14 protein-coding genes are annotated in these 15,980 nt (G+C 47.6%); 4 read left to right on the forward strand and 10 right to left on the reverse strand.

What is annotated here, in order from left to right; translation table 11 throughout:
- Nucleotides 1-365: 365 nt before the first annotated feature.
- From fre to trxA, 6 genes are all read right to left on the reverse strand, one after another.
- Entirely contained in the window at nucleotides 366-1,079 is a 714-nt protein-coding gene (fre, locus tag RH89_RS03600) for an NAD(P)H-flavin reductase (RefSeq protein WP_004399132.1), read from the reverse strand.
- A 9-nt stretch (nucleotides 1,080-1,088) separates the two neighbouring features.
- The gene (locus RH89_RS03605; RefSeq protein WP_004399134.1) at nucleotides 1,089-1,361 is read right to left on the reverse strand and encodes a 2Fe-2S iron-sulfur cluster-binding protein; all 273 of its coding nucleotides are present in this window, start codon (nucleotides 1,359-1,361) and stop codon (nucleotides 1,089-1,091) included.
- Nucleotides 1,358-3,220 (reverse strand): 4-hydroxy-3-polyprenylbenzoate decarboxylase, encoded by a 1,863-nt coding sequence (gene ubiD, locus RH89_RS03610; protein WP_004399135.1) that lies wholly within the window; start codon nucleotides 3,218-3,220, stop codon nucleotides 1,358-1,360. Before ubiD ends, RH89_RS03605 begins: the two co-directional genes overlap by 4 nt.
- 99 nt (nucleotides 3,221-3,319) lie before the next feature.
- On the reverse strand, nucleotides 3,320-4,321 hold the full coding sequence (locus tag RH89_RS03615; RefSeq protein ID WP_004399137.1) for a hypothetical protein: 1,002 nt from the start codon (nucleotides 4,319-4,321) through the stop codon (nucleotides 3,320-3,322).
- A gap of 108 nt (nucleotides 4,322-4,429) precedes the next feature.
- On the reverse strand, nucleotides 4,430-5,689 hold the full coding sequence (gene rho / locus RH89_RS03620; RefSeq protein ID WP_004399140.1) for a transcription termination factor Rho: 1,260 nt from the start codon (nucleotides 5,687-5,689) through the stop codon (nucleotides 4,430-4,432).
- 205 nt (nucleotides 5,690-5,894) lie between these two features.
- Nucleotides 5,895-6,221: a thioredoxin TrxA gene (gene trxA / locus RH89_RS03625; protein WP_004399141.1), complete on the reverse strand. Its 327-nt coding sequence runs from the start codon at nucleotides 6,219-6,221 to the stop codon at nucleotides 5,895-5,897.
- A 112-nt stretch (nucleotides 6,222-6,333) separates the two neighbouring features.
- Between trxA and rhlB the strand changes: the two genes are divergently transcribed.
- Nucleotides 6,334-7,629 carry an ATP-dependent RNA helicase RhlB gene (gene rhlB, locus RH89_RS03630; protein WP_004399142.1) on the forward strand — a complete coding sequence of 432 codons (1,296 nt, stop codon included), beginning with the start codon at nucleotides 6,334-6,336 and terminating at the stop codon, nucleotides 7,627-7,629.
- Between the two features lie 18 nt (nucleotides 7,630-7,647).
- Complete coding sequence (gppA, locus tag RH89_RS03635) at nucleotides 7,648-9,141, forward strand: guanosine-5'-triphosphate,3'-diphosphate diphosphatase (RefSeq protein ID WP_004399144.1); 1,494 nt, start codon at nucleotides 7,648-7,650, stop codon at nucleotides 9,139-9,141.
- 76 nt (nucleotides 9,142-9,217) lie between these two features.
- On the opposite strand, the gene RH89_RS03640 is transcribed toward gppA, so the two are convergent.
- From RH89_RS03640 to RH89_RS03655, 4 genes are all read right to left on the reverse strand, one after another.
- Nucleotides 9,218-10,198, reverse strand: a complete 981-nt coding sequence (locus RH89_RS03640; protein WP_004399145.1) for a TauD/TfdA family dioxygenase — start codon at nucleotides 10,196-10,198, stop codon at nucleotides 9,218-9,220.
- A 275-nt stretch (nucleotides 10,199-10,473) separates the two neighbouring features.
- On the reverse strand, nucleotides 10,474-11,535 hold the full coding sequence (locus RH89_RS03645; RefSeq protein WP_004399147.1) for a TRAP transporter substrate-binding protein: 1,062 nt from the start codon (nucleotides 11,533-11,535) through the stop codon (nucleotides 10,474-10,476).
- A gap of 139 nt (nucleotides 11,536-11,674) precedes the next feature.
- A complete protein-coding gene (locus RH89_RS03650) occupies nucleotides 11,675-12,964 on the reverse strand; it encodes a TRAP transporter large permease (protein WP_004399149.1) in 1,290 nt (429 codons plus the stop codon).
- A gap of 3 nt (nucleotides 12,965-12,967) precedes the next feature.
- Nucleotides 12,968-13,501 (reverse strand): TRAP transporter small permease, encoded by a 534-nt coding sequence (locus tag RH89_RS03655; protein WP_004399151.1) that lies wholly within the window; start codon nucleotides 13,499-13,501, stop codon nucleotides 12,968-12,970.
- A gap of 340 nt (nucleotides 13,502-13,841) precedes the next feature.
- Here RH89_RS03655 and RH89_RS03660 point away from each other — a divergent pair, with 340 nt between their 5' ends.
- Together RH89_RS03660 and RH89_RS03665 are read left to right on the forward strand one after the other, a co-directional pair.
- The gene (locus RH89_RS03660; RefSeq protein ID WP_004399153.1) at nucleotides 13,842-14,576 is read left to right on the forward strand and encodes a GntR family transcriptional regulator; all 735 of its coding nucleotides are present in this window, start codon (nucleotides 13,842-13,844) and stop codon (nucleotides 14,574-14,576) included.
- 52 nt (nucleotides 14,577-14,628) lie between these two features.
- A complete protein-coding gene (locus RH89_RS03665) occupies nucleotides 14,629-15,738 on the forward strand; it encodes a Gfo/Idh/MocA family protein (protein ID WP_004399154.1) in 1,110 nt (369 codons plus the stop codon).
- Nucleotides 15,739-15,980 lie beyond the last annotated feature (242 nt).

Consider the following 15,980-nt stretch of genomic DNA (forward strand, 5'->3'; position numbering starts at 1 on the left):
GATACCGAAATATCTATTTGGATTATCATCAACGAGTGCCCACACAGATTGATAGGTCTATATTGTTAAAGAACTTGGCTTTTCGAGAAGTTTTTCTCTCAAAGCGGAGGTGCATTCTAGCGAGATAATTTGAAGAGTCAAACACTTTTTCAAATTTATTTTCTCAGAAGTTTTTCACCTCTCTGATTCAGCTGAAGCCTTGTGGCGTCTGCCGTGTCAGTGAGGCGGCATTATAGAGACACGAATCACATTGGCAAGCCTTTTTTGAGAAAAAATTCAAAAAAGTGCCTTTTCGATGAATATTCAATCAAAAACAAAAAAAGAGGGTTAAAAAACCCTCTTTTCTTTCTATTTATCTTCAGTATTTAGATAAATGCGTAGGCGTCAGCGTACATCTGATCTCGGTTGGCTTGCTTAGATTGCGTGAATTGCTCTCTTGCCGCACCTGCCATTTCAAATCGACCTGCTATATAGATGTCGACGTTTTCCAGACTTTCAAAATCTGCTTCCACGGCTTGGAGTACGTTGCCGACTTTACCCGCCCAGTTTTCTGGTGCTTCCTCTACTACTGGTACGAAGGAGATATTGCTGTGCGCGTTTGCGATTTCATGCAACTCTTCTTTTGCATATAGCTGGCATTCGTCTTTTGCTCCCCAATATAGGTGGATCGCGTTTGACAAGTTTTGACTTACGCAGTGGTCCAAAATAGAGCGTACGTAACTGAAGCCTGTACCACCAGCGATTAATAGCAGCGGGTTTTGGCTTTCTTCACGAACCCAAGCATCACCATGTGGTGCATCGATGGCAATATCGCCACCTTCTTCTAATGCTTTTTTCATGGCTTCAACCACTTCGCTTGCGTAGGCGTTGTGCTCCGCAGCTCCGATATGAAGCTCTAGTTCACCTTCGTGACGGCAAGGGCTGCTTGCAATAGAAAATGGACGTTTGTCTTTTTCACCCATTTCAACCAACAGGTATTGACCTGCTTTAAAGCTGACTGGTGTTTCTGGGTGCAATAGAATTTGGTATGTGTTGCACGCCAAAGGCTCAATGGACTTTACTTGGCACTTAATTGTCATGGTTTCCTCTTACTCACTTTCGAACGTGAGTAGTAAATCACTTTCGGCGTATGCCTGACATGGGAAGATCCAACCGTGAGCTATTTCTTTTTCCGTAAGCATAGGCTCAAGGTGATAGCTGACTTCCCCTTCTAATTTTCTGCACATACACATGGCACATGCGCCTACTGTACAACGATGCGGGAAGCGATAATTATTGTTGAGCGCTGCTTCCAGTATTGTTTGCCCAGTAGAAACTTCAAATACCCATTGCTGGGGCATTATTGTGACGGTTTGAGTCATTCTATTCCTAGTTGATCCCAAATCTCATCAATTTTTGCGACTACCGCAGGGTCTTTCTTAATGGGTCGACCCCATTCACGCTGGGTCTCTTCTCCTTCGACCTTATTGGTCGCATCCAGCCCCATTTGAGTTGTTGGGAGATTAGCTTCTTGCTTCATTAATGTATCGCGAGCAGGATCCATACGTGTGGTTATCGCCCAAATAACGTCGTTCCAATCTCTTACATCTACGTCTTCATCGCAAATGATGATGTATTGAAGGTGGATATGCGCCTCAAACTCTTCCCAAAGCGCATTCATTAAGTTACGCCCCTGCCAGGCTTCACTTTTATTGATACTGATAATTGCCATGCTTCTGCCATTGGCAGTTTCAGGCAAATAGAGATCAATCAGCTCTGGGTGATTCTGTTTGAACTGAGCAACCAATCTATCTACGGCTTCTGCTTCAGGCATTGCTTCTTCAGGTTTTGCAGAAACGGACAGTTCTGCATCCCACTTTATCGTGGCATCCAACCCCATCTTCGACCCGAGCCCGACTACTGGAGAAGCGAAGTCTAGAGAATCAATTGGCGTATTTTCTATCATGACGGTATCGCGAACAGGATCCATCTGCGCAGTCATGGCATGAACCACTTCATTCCAGTCTCGAGTATTGACACTCTCATCGACCACGATAACGAACTTAGTGTACATGAACTGACGAAGGAATGACCAAACTCCCATCATGACGCGTTTGGCGTGTCCCGGATATTGCTTTTTCATCGACACAACGGCCATGCGATACGAGCAACCTTCGGGTGGAAGATAGAAGTCGATAATCTCTGGGAATTGCTTCTGCAAGATAGGCACAAACACTTCGTTCAGTGCAACACCCAGTACCGCTGGCTCATCCGGCGGACGACCTGTGTAGGTACTGTGGTAGATTGGGTTTTCACGCATGGTTACGTGAGTGACGGTAAAGACGTGGTGTTTCTCTACCTCATTGTAGTAGCCGGTATGATCGCCATAAGGGCCTTCATCGGCATATTCGCTTGGGTCGATGTAACCTTCCAGAACAATCTCTGCGCTGGCAGGTACTTCCAAATCGTTACTGACCGATTTCACCACTTCGGTTTTACTACCCCGAAGCAAGCCTGCAAACGCATATTCAGATAATGTATCTGGCACTGGGGTTACCGCACCAAGGATGGTCGCGGGATCCGCGCCAAACGCGACGGAAACTGGAAAAGGTTTACCTGGGTTGGTTTCCATCCAGTCTCTGAGATCGAGCGCGCCGCCACGGTGAGCAAGCCAGCGCATGATGACTTTGTTTTTACCAATCTTTTGCTGGCGATAAATCCCTAAGTTCTGGCGTTTCTTGCTCGGACCTTTAGTGACGGTTAACCCCCATGTTAAAAGAGGGGCTACGTCATCTGCCCAACAGCTCATCACTGGTATCTTATCCAGATCAACCTGATCGCCCTGCCACACCACTTGCTGACATGCTGCTTTTCGCAAGCGCTTTGCAGGCATATTCAATACCTGACGAAAAACTGGGAGCTTATCTAAAGCGTCTTTAAACCCTTTCGGCGGCTCAGGCTCTTTTAGATAAGCCAGGAGCTTCCCAACTTCCCTCAGTTCGGAGACATCTTGCCTTCCCATACCTATGGCGACCCGCTCCGTGGTACCAAAGAGATTAGTTAACACGGGGAAGTCGTAACCAATTGGGTTTTCAAATAACAGAGCAGGACCACCAGCACGCAGCGTGCGATCGCTGATTTCTGTCATTTCATAGTGGGGGTCAACCGGGTGAGCGATGCGTTTTAGCCGACCGTCCTGTTCCAGACGATCTATAAAGTCGCGTAAATCCTTAAAACTCATAAGCCTTTCTTGTGGCAGGTTAAACTGCGCGCATTATAGCAAATATAACTTGGTAACCTAAAGATACGTACATTTTACAAGTTAGTAGCAATGCAATGACTAGTTATCTTTTCCACCAGACAAAGCTTTAAGCAGTGACTTGGTGTTCAGACCGCGATGGTTTTCTGCCAACTGTTCAACCCATCGGCGATGACCATGGCTAACCAGATTGCGGGCAATCACCGAAGCGCCATCCGATTGCTCCAGTTTCTTAATCAAAAAGGTTTTCACTTCAATGGGGAGTGGGTCGAGACGTGTCAATTCGTTAAGGGCTTGATCATGCAGAGAGGGATTTTCGCTGGCGAGAATCACCTGTTGCAGGGAAAATTCATCTTTGGTTTTGGCTAATCGAACCATCTCGGCTCGGGTATGTTGATCAGCTTTCATTCGCCAGAGGATTTTATACACCTCGGGATCTTCGCTCACCTGCGCCATTCGAACAACAACTTTGGTGGATGGGAGCCAATTGGCAACTGGATTATGAGTAAGCTGCTGGGTGAGGTGATTCAGGGCTTTTGGGGATAACCCATCCAGTTCGCGAATCAAAAGTGCTTCTCTTGCTTTGTTCTGCTTGTCTTTGCCTTCTGTCAGCCACTTGGACAGTTTTAGTTTCTGCTGCTCTGCCTGAAGAATGAAGGTCAGTATCTGCTGATCGCCGTGCCAACGCTTTAATAGACGACTGGCTACTGCACTGCTGTCGAAAGCTGGAATGGTAAATTCGTAGCCGTCACCCTGCTTTCGAACTTTATAAGGAGAAGGACGACCGATTTGCTTCTGAACAAACTTCGCCATTGACGTCGTCAGAATGATGTCTTTCTCTTCCATATGCTCAAGCAATAAAAAACGAACCACATCCTGTTGTGGCAAGTTGAGTCTTTGGAGAGCGAATTCCAATGAATCGACTTCATCAGTCAGAACTAACTGATAAAGCTCATCGGCTTTGGTGAGTATTTGCTGGTTCTCTATCCATTGCTGTGCTTCATCCTGTGAGAGCTCTTTTGCCATCACCGGAGAAAACACCAAAAGTAACGATATAAACCATGCTAACTTTCCCTGTCGCATATTCACATCCTGTTAACGATTTCGTTTATTCTGCAACCATTATGGAACAGACGCAAACAAAAACACCACCCTGAAAGGTGGTGTTTTGTTAAACAATATTACCGCTTTTTACTGACGACGCATGGCGTCAAAGAACTCATCATTGGTCTTTGTCATTGCCAGTTTGTCGATCAGGAATTCCATCGCATCGATTTCGCCCATTGGGTGAACGATTTTACGCAGAATCCACATTTTCTGTAGCTCGTCCGCTTTCGTAAGCAGCTCTTCACGACGAGTACCACTGCGGTTAAAGTCGATAGCTGGGAATACACGTTTCTCAGCAATCTTACGGTTCAGGTGCAATTCCATGTTACCTGTACCTTTAAATTCTTCGTAGATAACTTCATCCATCTTAGAACCGGTATCCACCAGCGCTGTTGCGATGATTGTCAGGCTTCCGCCTTCTTCTACGTTACGTGCCGCACCAAAGAAACGCTTTGGACGGTGAAGTGCGTTTGCGTCTACACCACCAGTCAGAACTTTACCTGAAGAAGGTACTACGGTGTTGTAGGCACGCGCCAGACGTGTAATGGAATCCAGAAGGATAACTACGTCTTTCTTATGTTCAACCAAACGCTTCGCTTTCTCGATCACCATTTCGGCAACCTGTACGTGGCGAGATGCTGGCTCGTCAAACGTTGACGCAACAACTTCGCCTTTTACCAAACGTTGCATCTCGGTTACTTCTTCCGGACGCTCGTCGATAAGAAGTACCATCAATTCACACTCTGGGTGATTGTGAGCAATGCTCTGCGCAATGTTTTGCAGAAGCATGGTTTTACCCGCTTTTGGCGGAGCAACAATCAGACCACGCTGACCTTTACCAATCGGTGAAGCCAAATCCAGTACACGCGCCGTGATATCTTCGGTAGAACCGTTACCACGCTCCATCACCATACGTTCGTTGGCGTGAAGTGGTGTTAAGTTTTCGAAAAGGATTTTGTTGCGGGCGTTGTCTGGTTTGTCGTGGTTGACGGTGTTGACTTTAAGAAGGGCAAAATAACGTTCACCGTCTTTTGGTGGTCGAATCTTTCCTGCTATCGAGTCACCCGTACGCAGGTTAAAACGACGAATCTGACTTGGTGAAACATAGATATCGTCAGGACCTGCTAAATAAGAACTGTCGGCACTACGTAAGAAACCAAATCCATCTTGAAGAATTTCCAGAACCCCATCGCCGAAGATGTCTTCACCACTTTTCGCGTGAGCTTTCAAAATAGCAAAGATAATGTCTTGTTTTCTTAGACGCGCTAGGTTTTCCAAACCCAGGCTTTCACCTAGTTTCACGAGCTCAGACACAGGTCTGTTCTTCAGTTCTGTCAGGTTCATAGTAGTGGATACTTGTTTAGTCAAAATAGGATCTGTTGTGTTAGTTAGAGAGATTTGGTCACAGGATCGACCAAGAAATGAACATTTGTTTAATTAACGTGCGATAAACTAGCACTAAAATCAAGCCTAGTCTAGCCATTAGAAAAAATCAAAACCGTGCATCTGGACATAGAGCACGGTTTTATGACCTCGTTTGCACTCGCTATCAGATGTTAGCGTCTAGGAACTCTTTAAGCTGAGTCTTAGACAGTGCACCAACTTTGGTCGCAGCAACGTTGCCGTCTTTAAATAGCAGCAATGTTGGGATACCACGGATACCAAACTTAGGTGGTGTGTCCGCGTTTTGATCGATGTTTAGCTTGCCGATAGTGAGCTTGCCTTCATATTCTTCTGCGATTTCGTCAAGAATCGGCGCAATCATTTTACAAGGACCACACCATTCTGCCCAGAAATCAACCAGAACTGGACCTGCAGCTTTGATTACGTCGTCTTCAAAACCGTCATCAGTTAGCTGCAAAATCTTGTCACTCATCTTCCACTCCGTTGTGTTTTTCAGGAACTGGTTGGATGATAACCAGTAAATAGATGCCCTATTGGAATGTATTTACTTTCGTAATGCAAGCTTAAGCTGATATTCTATAGCCATGAAAAAGACGCATATCACAGAGCAAAAGTTCGCCGATTTGGATTTACATCCCCAAATCATTGATGGGCTTGAAAAAAAAGGGTTCGAGTATTGTACCCCTATTCAAGCCTTGGCGTTGCCGGTACTGCTCACCGGCCAAGACATTGCAGGCCAGGCCCAAACGGGTACTGGTAAAACCCTCGCGTTTCTTACTGCTACTTTTAACCACCTGCTGAGCACACCAGAACACGAAGGACGCAAACCATCGCAGCCACGCGCGATTGTTATGGCACCAACACGTGAGCTGGCTATCCAGATTTTCAACGATGCCCAGCCTTTGATGGAATCGACAGGCGTTAAAGCAGCATTGGCTTACGGCGGCGAAAGCTACGATAAGCAGCACGCTGTGATCGAGAAAGGCGTCGATATTCTGATCGGCACCACTGGACGCATCATCGACTTCTACAAGCAACGTGTCTTCAACCTGAACAACATTCAGGCGGTGGTATTGGATGAAGCCGACCGTATGTTCGACCTAGGCTTTATTAAAGACATCCGTTTCTTGTTCCGTCGTATGCCAGAGCCAAAAGATCGCCTGAACATGCTGTTCTCGGCGACTTTGTCTTATCGTGTTCAAGAGCTGGCGTTCGAGCACATGCACAACCCAGAGCATGTTGTGGTTGAACCAGAGAGAAAGACCGGTCACCGCATTCAGGAAGAACTTTTCTACCCTTCTAATGAAGACAAGATGACGCTTCTACAAACACTAATAGAAGAAGAATGGCCAGATCGCGCAATTGTATTTGCCAATACGAAATACAAGTGTGAAAACATCTGGGGGCACTTAGCAGCAGATGGTCACCGTGTTGGTCTTCTTACTGGTGACGTACCACAGAAGAAGCGTGAACGCATTCTGGAACAATTCACTCAAGGTCATGTTGATCTGCTCGTTGCTACAGATGTCGCGGCACGTGGACTGCACATTCCTCAAGTGACACATGTATTCAACTACGACTTACCTGACGATTGCGAAGATTACGTACACCGCATTGGTCGTACGGGTCGTGCTGGCGCAAGTGGTCACTCAATTAGCTTTGCGTGTGAAGAGTACGCGATCAACCTGACGGCGATCGAAGACTATATTGAACACCCGATTCCGGTTTCCGATTACGATGCCAGTGCTTTGATCAGCGGCTTACCTGCCCCATTGCGTCTGCGTCACAAATCGCACCCACGTCGCACTAATACTGGTGGCAACAAGCCAGGCGGCAACCGTAAGCGTCACTCACGCCCAAGAAACCAACGTCAGTCGTAAGGAACACTACAAATATTTATGAGTCAGTCAGCTACCTCGCCGCTCTACGCTGCTATCGACCTCGGGTCGAACAGTTTTCATATGCTCGTTGTGCGTCATATTGATGGCAGCGTTCAGACCATGGCCAAAATCAAACGTAAAGTACGTTTGGCCGCTGGGTTAAATAAGGAAAATGAACTTAGCGCTGAAGCTATGCAGCGAGGCTGGGACTGTCTCAGCTTATTTGCAGAAAGGCTGCAGGATATTCCGCCTGAAAACATCCGCATTGTCGGTACCGCGACGTTACGTACCGCCACAAACGTGGATGTGTTTCTGAAAAGAGCCAATGAAATACTCGGCTACGAAATTGACGTCATCTCGGGTGAAGAAGAAGCCGCTACCATCTATAAAGGCGTGGCACACACGTCGGGTGGTTTAGGTAAACGCCTGGTTGTGGATATCGGTGGTGCCAGCACTGAGCTCATCATCGGTGAAGGCTTCGATGCCAAAGCCCTGACCAGCTTGAAAATGGGCTGTGTCACCTGGCTGGAGCAGCACTTTAAAGATCGTCAGCTTACAGCAAGTAACTTCAGCACCGCAATTGAAGCAGCGAAAAATACACTCTCTCCAATTCTAGAGCAGTACAAAGACATTGGCTGGGATGTGTGTGTCGGTGCCAGCGGCACGGTACAGGCGTTGCAGGAAATCATGCTGGCGCAAGGTATGGACGAAGTGATCACCCATGCCAAGCTAAAGCGCCTTCAGAAACAAGCCATGCTGGCGGACCATCTTGAAGAACTCGACATTGATGGTCTAACGCTTGAGCGAGCTCTGGTTTTCCCTAGTGGTCTGTCTATCCTGATTGCCATTTTTGAGCTTCTGGAGATAGATTCCATGACCCTGGCAGGTGGCGCACTGCGTGAAGGAATGGTTTATGAAATGATGGCAGAAATGCGCCAGAAGGACATTCGTGACCGTACCATTACATCACTTCAATCTCGCTACCAGCTGGATTCTGAGTACAGCGAACTGGTAGCCGAGTCCACCAGCCAGCTTCTTAGCCAGTGTGGTGGTGAAGCCTGGATTGCGGAGCCTCAGGCTCAATACCTGCTAACAACAGTGGCTAAGCTACACGAAATCGGGTTAACCATTGATTACAAAACAGGCGGAGAGCATAGTGCGTACTTACTTCATAACCTTGATTTACCAGGTTATACACGCGCTCAAAAGCACCTGCTGGCAGAGCTTGCAAGGCGTTATCGTGAGCAATTGAGCTCCCTGCCAGAGCAGCACGCCCTGTCTGGTCAGAGTGCAAAGCGCGTACTTCGTCTGCTGCGCTTATCTGTACTGCTCACCCACCGTCGCTGTCGCAACCTTCAACCACGCGTTACCCTCAATGCGGATGGTGACAGGCTGGAACTGTGTGTAGACAGCCAGTGGCTGGATGCAAACCCACTCACCAAAGCTGAGCTTGAAATTGAAGCCAACCGCCAGTCTGATATGGGCTGGCCATTGAGTCTGAAAGCCTGTTAGTCATACTTTCTTAACGAATACCAAATACAAGAAGACCTCGCATTGCGAGGTCTTATTTTTTCATATCAAAGCCAGGTTACTTAATCGCTACTGACGCTAAGATGCGTCGCTTTCCGGTAAATGGCTGTCTGGCATGCAAGACCGTGTAGTTATTTACGAGAAGCACATCTCCGGCTTCCCAGCGGAAATTCACACACAACTCATCCATAGCGGCTTTGGTCTCTTCCATGACTTCGGCGTCCATAAACTCACCCGAACCGGTGGTCACAGCTTTGGTCGATACATTCCGACTGTCGTTCCAACCGTCGTACACCGCAATCATGGAGTTAAAGAAGGTTTTTTCCTGCGTCTCTTCGTCTAGCCGAATGGCAGGTAACGTCGAAGTCTGAGTTTTCAGTACCCCACCATCTTCCCACTGCCAAGTCATATTGTGTTCCCGAAGCTTAGCTTCACACTCTTCACGCGTCTGTACGTTGAAGGTCTCTTTCCAGGAACGACCTATGGGAGAGGAATTGTCGGTCTCTTCTGGCATGTAGCGTACGTAACGCACCCCCTCTTCTTCTATCATTTGTGCAAAATCAGAATTTATCTCAAAGAATCGCTGACAGATTTCAGAAGAATGCAGAATCGAAGTCGCTCCGCCAGTTTCTGATGGGTAATCACAATAGAAGAAGATATAGCCCGGCGGGTTAGGCACTTGAGCCATTTCGTGGTGAAACGGGATCTTTTCCGTTGCTGGCGCTTCATTGGCAGTCACAATTCGAGATTGCGTCACCTGAACACGAGGAGCCGCTCCACCAATGTATGGCATGTTTTCGTAGTTGGACTGATTGAGCAGATCTTCAAATAAATCGGCATCTTTTACTGGAAAGCCACGCAGCAAAACAGCGCCATGCTCAATCAGCTTTTCATGGACGGCGTCCTTCACTTCTGCAAACCAATTAAGCATTGCACTAGGTTCGCTGGCCACCGTTGAGTCTGGCGGAGAGACAACCAAAGGAAATGCTCGTCCGTTCACCATTTTTTGTTCAGATATATTTCCGATATTTAGGGTCATCCCTTCCTCCAAACATGAATCAATAGTAAATGAATGTTAAATCAACTTAACAGCCATTAATTAAAATGCAAATCAATTGTGAATGAATTTGCATCTCGGTCACGAATTCCATGCGACTGAACCTAACCAATCACAGGTTTGAATAGATGAAAGGGAACATAGAGCCCGGTGAGCAAGTCGCCCAGAGCATTCACAAACGCATTTGCCCAAGTCACGTCTAGCAACAGGGCGAAGCCAGGAAAACCTCTCCAACTCAATGGAGAGGTTGATACCAATTATTTCAATTCACTTGCGTAGGTATCCGCAATACGCTGTTCAGCGCTACTTGCTTCTGATACCAGCAGGTTGTAGTACTTCTCGCCTTGCTTCACGTTCTTCGTGAACCATTGATAAACAGGCTGAGCTTTGGCTTTGAATTGGTCTTTTTCTGCCTGACTCGGTACGTACAACTTACCGCCAGCCTTAGCAAAGTCCTGATACGCTTTGATCGACTTACGCTTAGGTGAAGCGAAGGTTGCTTGTTGCAACGCATAGAACCCGTCAACAACGACTTTACGAAGGTCTTCTGGCATTTTGCTGAATTGCTGGTTGTTCATAAACCACAGGGCTGCCATGTAAGCATGACCATCCAGCGTGACGTATTTCAGCCCTGCTTCTGGGAACTTCATCCCCATGATGTCGGTGATGCCGTTTTTCGATCCTTCCACCACACCAGTCTGGAATGAGGTGTAAAGCTCTGGCCACGGGATAGGAGTCGGGCTGGCACCCAATGATTTAACCAGTTCTTGTGGCAGATCCGCGACGATGGTACGAATCTTCAATCCTTTAATGTCATTCGGTGATTTCACTTCGCGCTTAGTGTTGGCAAAGTTACGCCAGCCGCCTGTATTACCAATGGTCATCAAGCGAACTTTGTTGCCCGAGTCTTTCAGTATGTCCTTTCTCATCTCTTGCACGAACGACCCACTGAGCACCTCTTCGGCAACACGGTCATCCGACAGAATGTAAGGCAGGTCAAGCACCTGAACGTAAGGGAACATATTGGCAGTACCACCGGATGTGGATACGTAGATATCGATCGAACCATCTTCCAGTGCTTGGACACATTCCGTACCATTGCCGCATAGCTGGGTACCAATGAACAGATCGACCGAGATTTTTCCGTTAGAGCGGGACTCAACAAAGTCTTTAAATACGACCAGCCCATCATAGTCTTCGTCGTTTTCGTTCGAGTTTGCAACAGCCCTCAGACGAAAGTCCGCAGCCTGTACCGCCGAAATCGATGAAGCAAGAACCAGAGCAGCAAGACTGTTCACTATTGCTTTAGCAAATTTCATAATCTCTTATCCTTTTGACTTATTTCACTTTCCTGTTTTTGGTAAGTACTGAGTTTATTGTTATCCCCGTCCTCAATGACCTACCCTTTTGACCTTGCGGTCGGTTATCGCAGACACCCCAATCGGGCTGACTGCAAATCTAATGCACAAGCCCCAGCAACTTTGGAATCGTCATTGATACTGACGGGAAGAAGGTGATCAGGAAAATCACCAGAATCTCTACCGCCAGAAACGGAAGAATGCCTTTAGCGATGGATTCCACCCGCTCCCCTGACACGCTAGATGCCACGAATAGCACTAGCCCCATCGGCGGCGTCGCCAAGCCAACGGTCAGGTTGACACTCATGATGATGGCGAAATGCACTGGGTCGATACCAATAGAGATAAAGATAGGCGCCAATATGGGACCTAAAATGATGATGGCTGGACCTGCATCGAGGAACATCCCGACGATAAAAAGAAGAATGTTGATGGCAAACAGTAAGATAAGTGGGTTTTCACTCACCCCCAACACCCAGCCTGCCAGATCTTCTGCCGCATGCGATAAGCTCACGACTGTCTTAAACGCTAACGCAGATCCAACCAGCAGTAATACCACGGCAGAAGACGATGCCGAACGGGCAAAGATTTCCGGCAACTCGCTGGTTTTGATGGTTTTCATCATGAACAGGCTTAGGAACAGTGCATACCCCACGGCAATGGCAGACGCTTCGGTAGGCGTGAAAATCCCCCCCACTATGCCACCCAGAATGATCACTGGTGTCAGCAACGGAAGAATTGCCGCTTTGGTTGCCTGCCCACGTTCAGGCCAGGTGGCTTTCTGACTGGCAACGGGAAAGTCGTGCTTTTTCGCCATTAAGGAAGTCACACCCATCAGTGCCAGCCCAATCAAAATCCCCGGAACAATACCAGCGGCAAACAAGGCAGCAACCGATACCTCCATGGTATAGGCGTAGATGATCATGATGCCAGATGGCGGAATGATAGGACCGATAACAGAACTTGCAGCGGTAATCGCAGCGGCAAAACGCCGAGAGTAACCGTTCTTCTCCATGGCAGGGATTAACATTGAACCCAATGCCGATGTGTCGGCTACGGCCGAACCTGATAAACCAGCAAATAGCATACTCGACATGATATTCACGTGCGCCAGACCACCACGTACATGCCCGATAAAGGCTTGAGAGAAGTTGACCAGCTGGAGGGTGATACCACCACGGTTCATCAGCTCACCTGCCAGCATAAAGAATGGGATGGCCATCAATGGGAAGGAATCGATCCCGTTATAGATGTTGCGAAACAGCAACGGCAGGTCGCGATCCATATCCAAAGCCAGCATCATGGCTCCCGGAGCAAATAACGTCGCAAAAAATACAGGCAGCCCAACCAACAGGAGAATCAAGAATAAAGGTAAAAATAGAACGAGCATCGGTTACCCCCTTGCCGCTTCAGTTTCAGAACTTGCGACATTTACACCGAGCAAGTTTTTCAGAATCAGTTCCACATTCACCATCAGCATGGTGATGAAACAAACGGGCATGGCGAGGTATATCCAGGCGCGGGAGAGTTGGAAAGACGCTGCGCGAGTGCGAAACCCACGGTCGAAGAATTCCAGCCCCAGAGTAGAGAGCTTGAAGAGCACCAGAGCAGATATCACCAAAAGCGTAAGCTTGAGAAACTGCGCCAGACGCTGGGGGATAAAGTCATGGAGCATTTCAATCGCAACAAACCCACCGGTACGGTAGGCACCTGCTGCAACCAGCGCCATCATCCAGATCATCAATGCTCTGGCTACCTCTTCCGGCCAGGGCAAAGCATTAGACAAAACGTATCGGCAAAAGACTTGCAGTAATATCGTCGCGACCATCGCGAATACTAAAACCCAGGCGATTTGCCGACCCACCCAGATCATACGGTTGTTGACAGCTTCCAGAAGTCGCAAGCTTCCATGCAACACCTTCATCATTGACTTTCTCCAGTGATAATCCGTTATCAGCAAGAAGCAATATCAGTGCTTACTGATACCGAGCGATTCCAAAGGGTCTGGAAAATGAAATTTCAGCAATGTTGAGCAGTGCTTTCCAAATACTTCACACCTTTAGTTAAAATTGCTTTTAACTGCTGGTATTTAGCTTTCCAGTCCGAATAAAATCACTTTCATTCACAATTCATTTATTTTTTTAGTTTGCAAGATTACCCTAGCAGTGTATTCTCTAGATGTAAATCAAATGTAAATGAATTGATGCAAAAATACGTATCTGTTTTAATTCAAACTAGTTACAAACTGCGGATAATTCGAGAAAAAAATGACCATTGATTTTCAATCCAAGAGCGGACAAGGCAAACAGAAGAAGCGACCTAAGTATGTGCAGGTCAGCGAGCTGCTGATCCGCGAAATTAACGCGGGACACTGGCGCGCTGGTGAACGGCTGCCTGTAGAGGCGGAATTGGCTGTCGAGCTCAAAGTCGCAGTAGGCACTTTGCGAAAGGCTCTGGCTCTGCTGGAACAAGATGGACTGTTAGAACGCCGGCAAGGCAGCGGCACCTATGTGAAAAGCCCGCCTAAAGAAGCCGTGTATCAACTGTTTCGTCTAGAGTTACTGGAAGGAGGCGGCACTCCGCATGCCAATACACTGTCGGTACGTAAAGAACGTAACGAAGACGTGGCGCAGCACTTCAAAGCACCAGTAACCGCAGAATTCTGGCGAATTGAGCGCCAACGCTTTTTGAACAACACAGTGATCGCGGCTGAAGAGATGTGGATTCGTGCCGAGCATGCTGAATCACTAGGTGCTGATGAACTGGACGAATCTTTGTATCGCCATTACCGGGAGCACTTTGGTTTTTGGATCAGCCGGGTAGAAGACAGAATCAATGTAAAAGTCGCAGACCACTGGGCAGCTCAGATTTTAGATGTTCCGGCTCAGACATCCGTAGGCTGGATAGAGAGAATCAGCTGGTCTGACGATGAAAAGGTCGAAGAGTATTCCAGAACCTGGTTTAACCCTGAGACCTGTCATTACGTATCACGAATGTCTTAGGATTCCCCCTGAGACATCTCCCTCAGGGGACAGATAATCATAAGGAGATGACATGGCAATTCGGTACGCCATCATAGGATGTGGCATGATGGGACAGGAGCACATCCGTAATATTCAGTTGTTGCCCGATGCATCGATAACCGCAGTATATGAACCCGACGGAGGTATGAGGGATAAGATTCATCAGCTCAACGCCAGCATTGAATTTGAATCCAGTATCGAAAACCTGCTGAATCGCAAAGACCTAGACGCGATACTTATTGCCAGCCCGAACCATTGCCATGCTGACCAACTGGTGCAAGTGATCAAAAGCACCGCCTTACCTATTCTGGTCGAGAAACCGATCATTACTTCTCTGGACGATGCCGATCGCATTCGAAAAGCCGCTCATCATCATCCGGCTCCCATTTGGGTGGCGATGGAATATCGCTACATGCCACCTATCACCAAGCTGCTCGATCTGGTTAAAGAGAACAGTACGGGGAAAATTAGCCAGCTCAGTATTCGGGAACATCGTTTCCCATTTCTGGAAAAAGTCGGCGACTGGAACCGCTTCAATCGCAATACTGGCGGGACACTGGTTGAAAAGTGTTGTCACTTCTTCGATTTAATGCGACTGCAAACCCAAAGTGAAGCGGTACGTGTTTACGCTTCTGGCAGCCAACACACCAATCATGTCGAGGAGCGCTACCAAAGTGAAGCCCCTGATATCCTCGATAATGCGTATGTAGTGGTCGACTTTGCTAACGGGCAACGCGCTATGCTGGAGCTGTGTATGTTTGCTGAAGGGTCTCGGTATCAGGAAGAAATCTCTGTGGTAGGCAGTTCCGGTAAAGTTGAAGCCTTTGTGCCCGGTCCTACCCGGTTCTGGAATACCGAATTGGGCGAGCCACCCACACCAAAAGTTGTCCTCTCTCCCAGAAACCCGACCGGACCTGCTGAGATGGATATCCCCGTTGACCCAGAGCTTTTAGAAGCAGGCGATCACAATGGCTCGACCTTCTACCAGCATCAGAAATTTCATCAAGCCATCACTGAAGGCACAAAGGTTGAAGTCACTGTGGAAGACGGGCTGAAAGCCGTAGTGATTGGTTTAGCGGCGCAAGCTTCTATTGAACAGGGACAAGTCATCCATATTCTGGATGATGGCTGGTCTTTTTAGGCTGGGTTAACTGCCAAACCACCACAAAACAGCAATCAGAAATAGCAGACAGCCTAATTCACGCCTTAGAAAGTGAATCGCAAGGAGAGCAACTAATAGTTCAATCATTGATATTCCTGCCTATTGAGTTCACATAAGAACAAAAGACAAAGGCTATCGGATATTGAGATTTGAAAATCCTAATTAGCTGAACACAAGGTGGTAGCCGTTCATCTCATCGATAAAAAAAAGGAGCCTCTCGG

The organism is Vibrio nigripulchritudo ATCC 27043, from assembly GCF_000222685.1.
In the GTDB taxonomy this organism is placed as follows: Bacteria; Pseudomonadota; Gammaproteobacteria; order Enterobacterales; family Vibrionaceae; genus Vibrio; species Vibrio nigripulchritudo.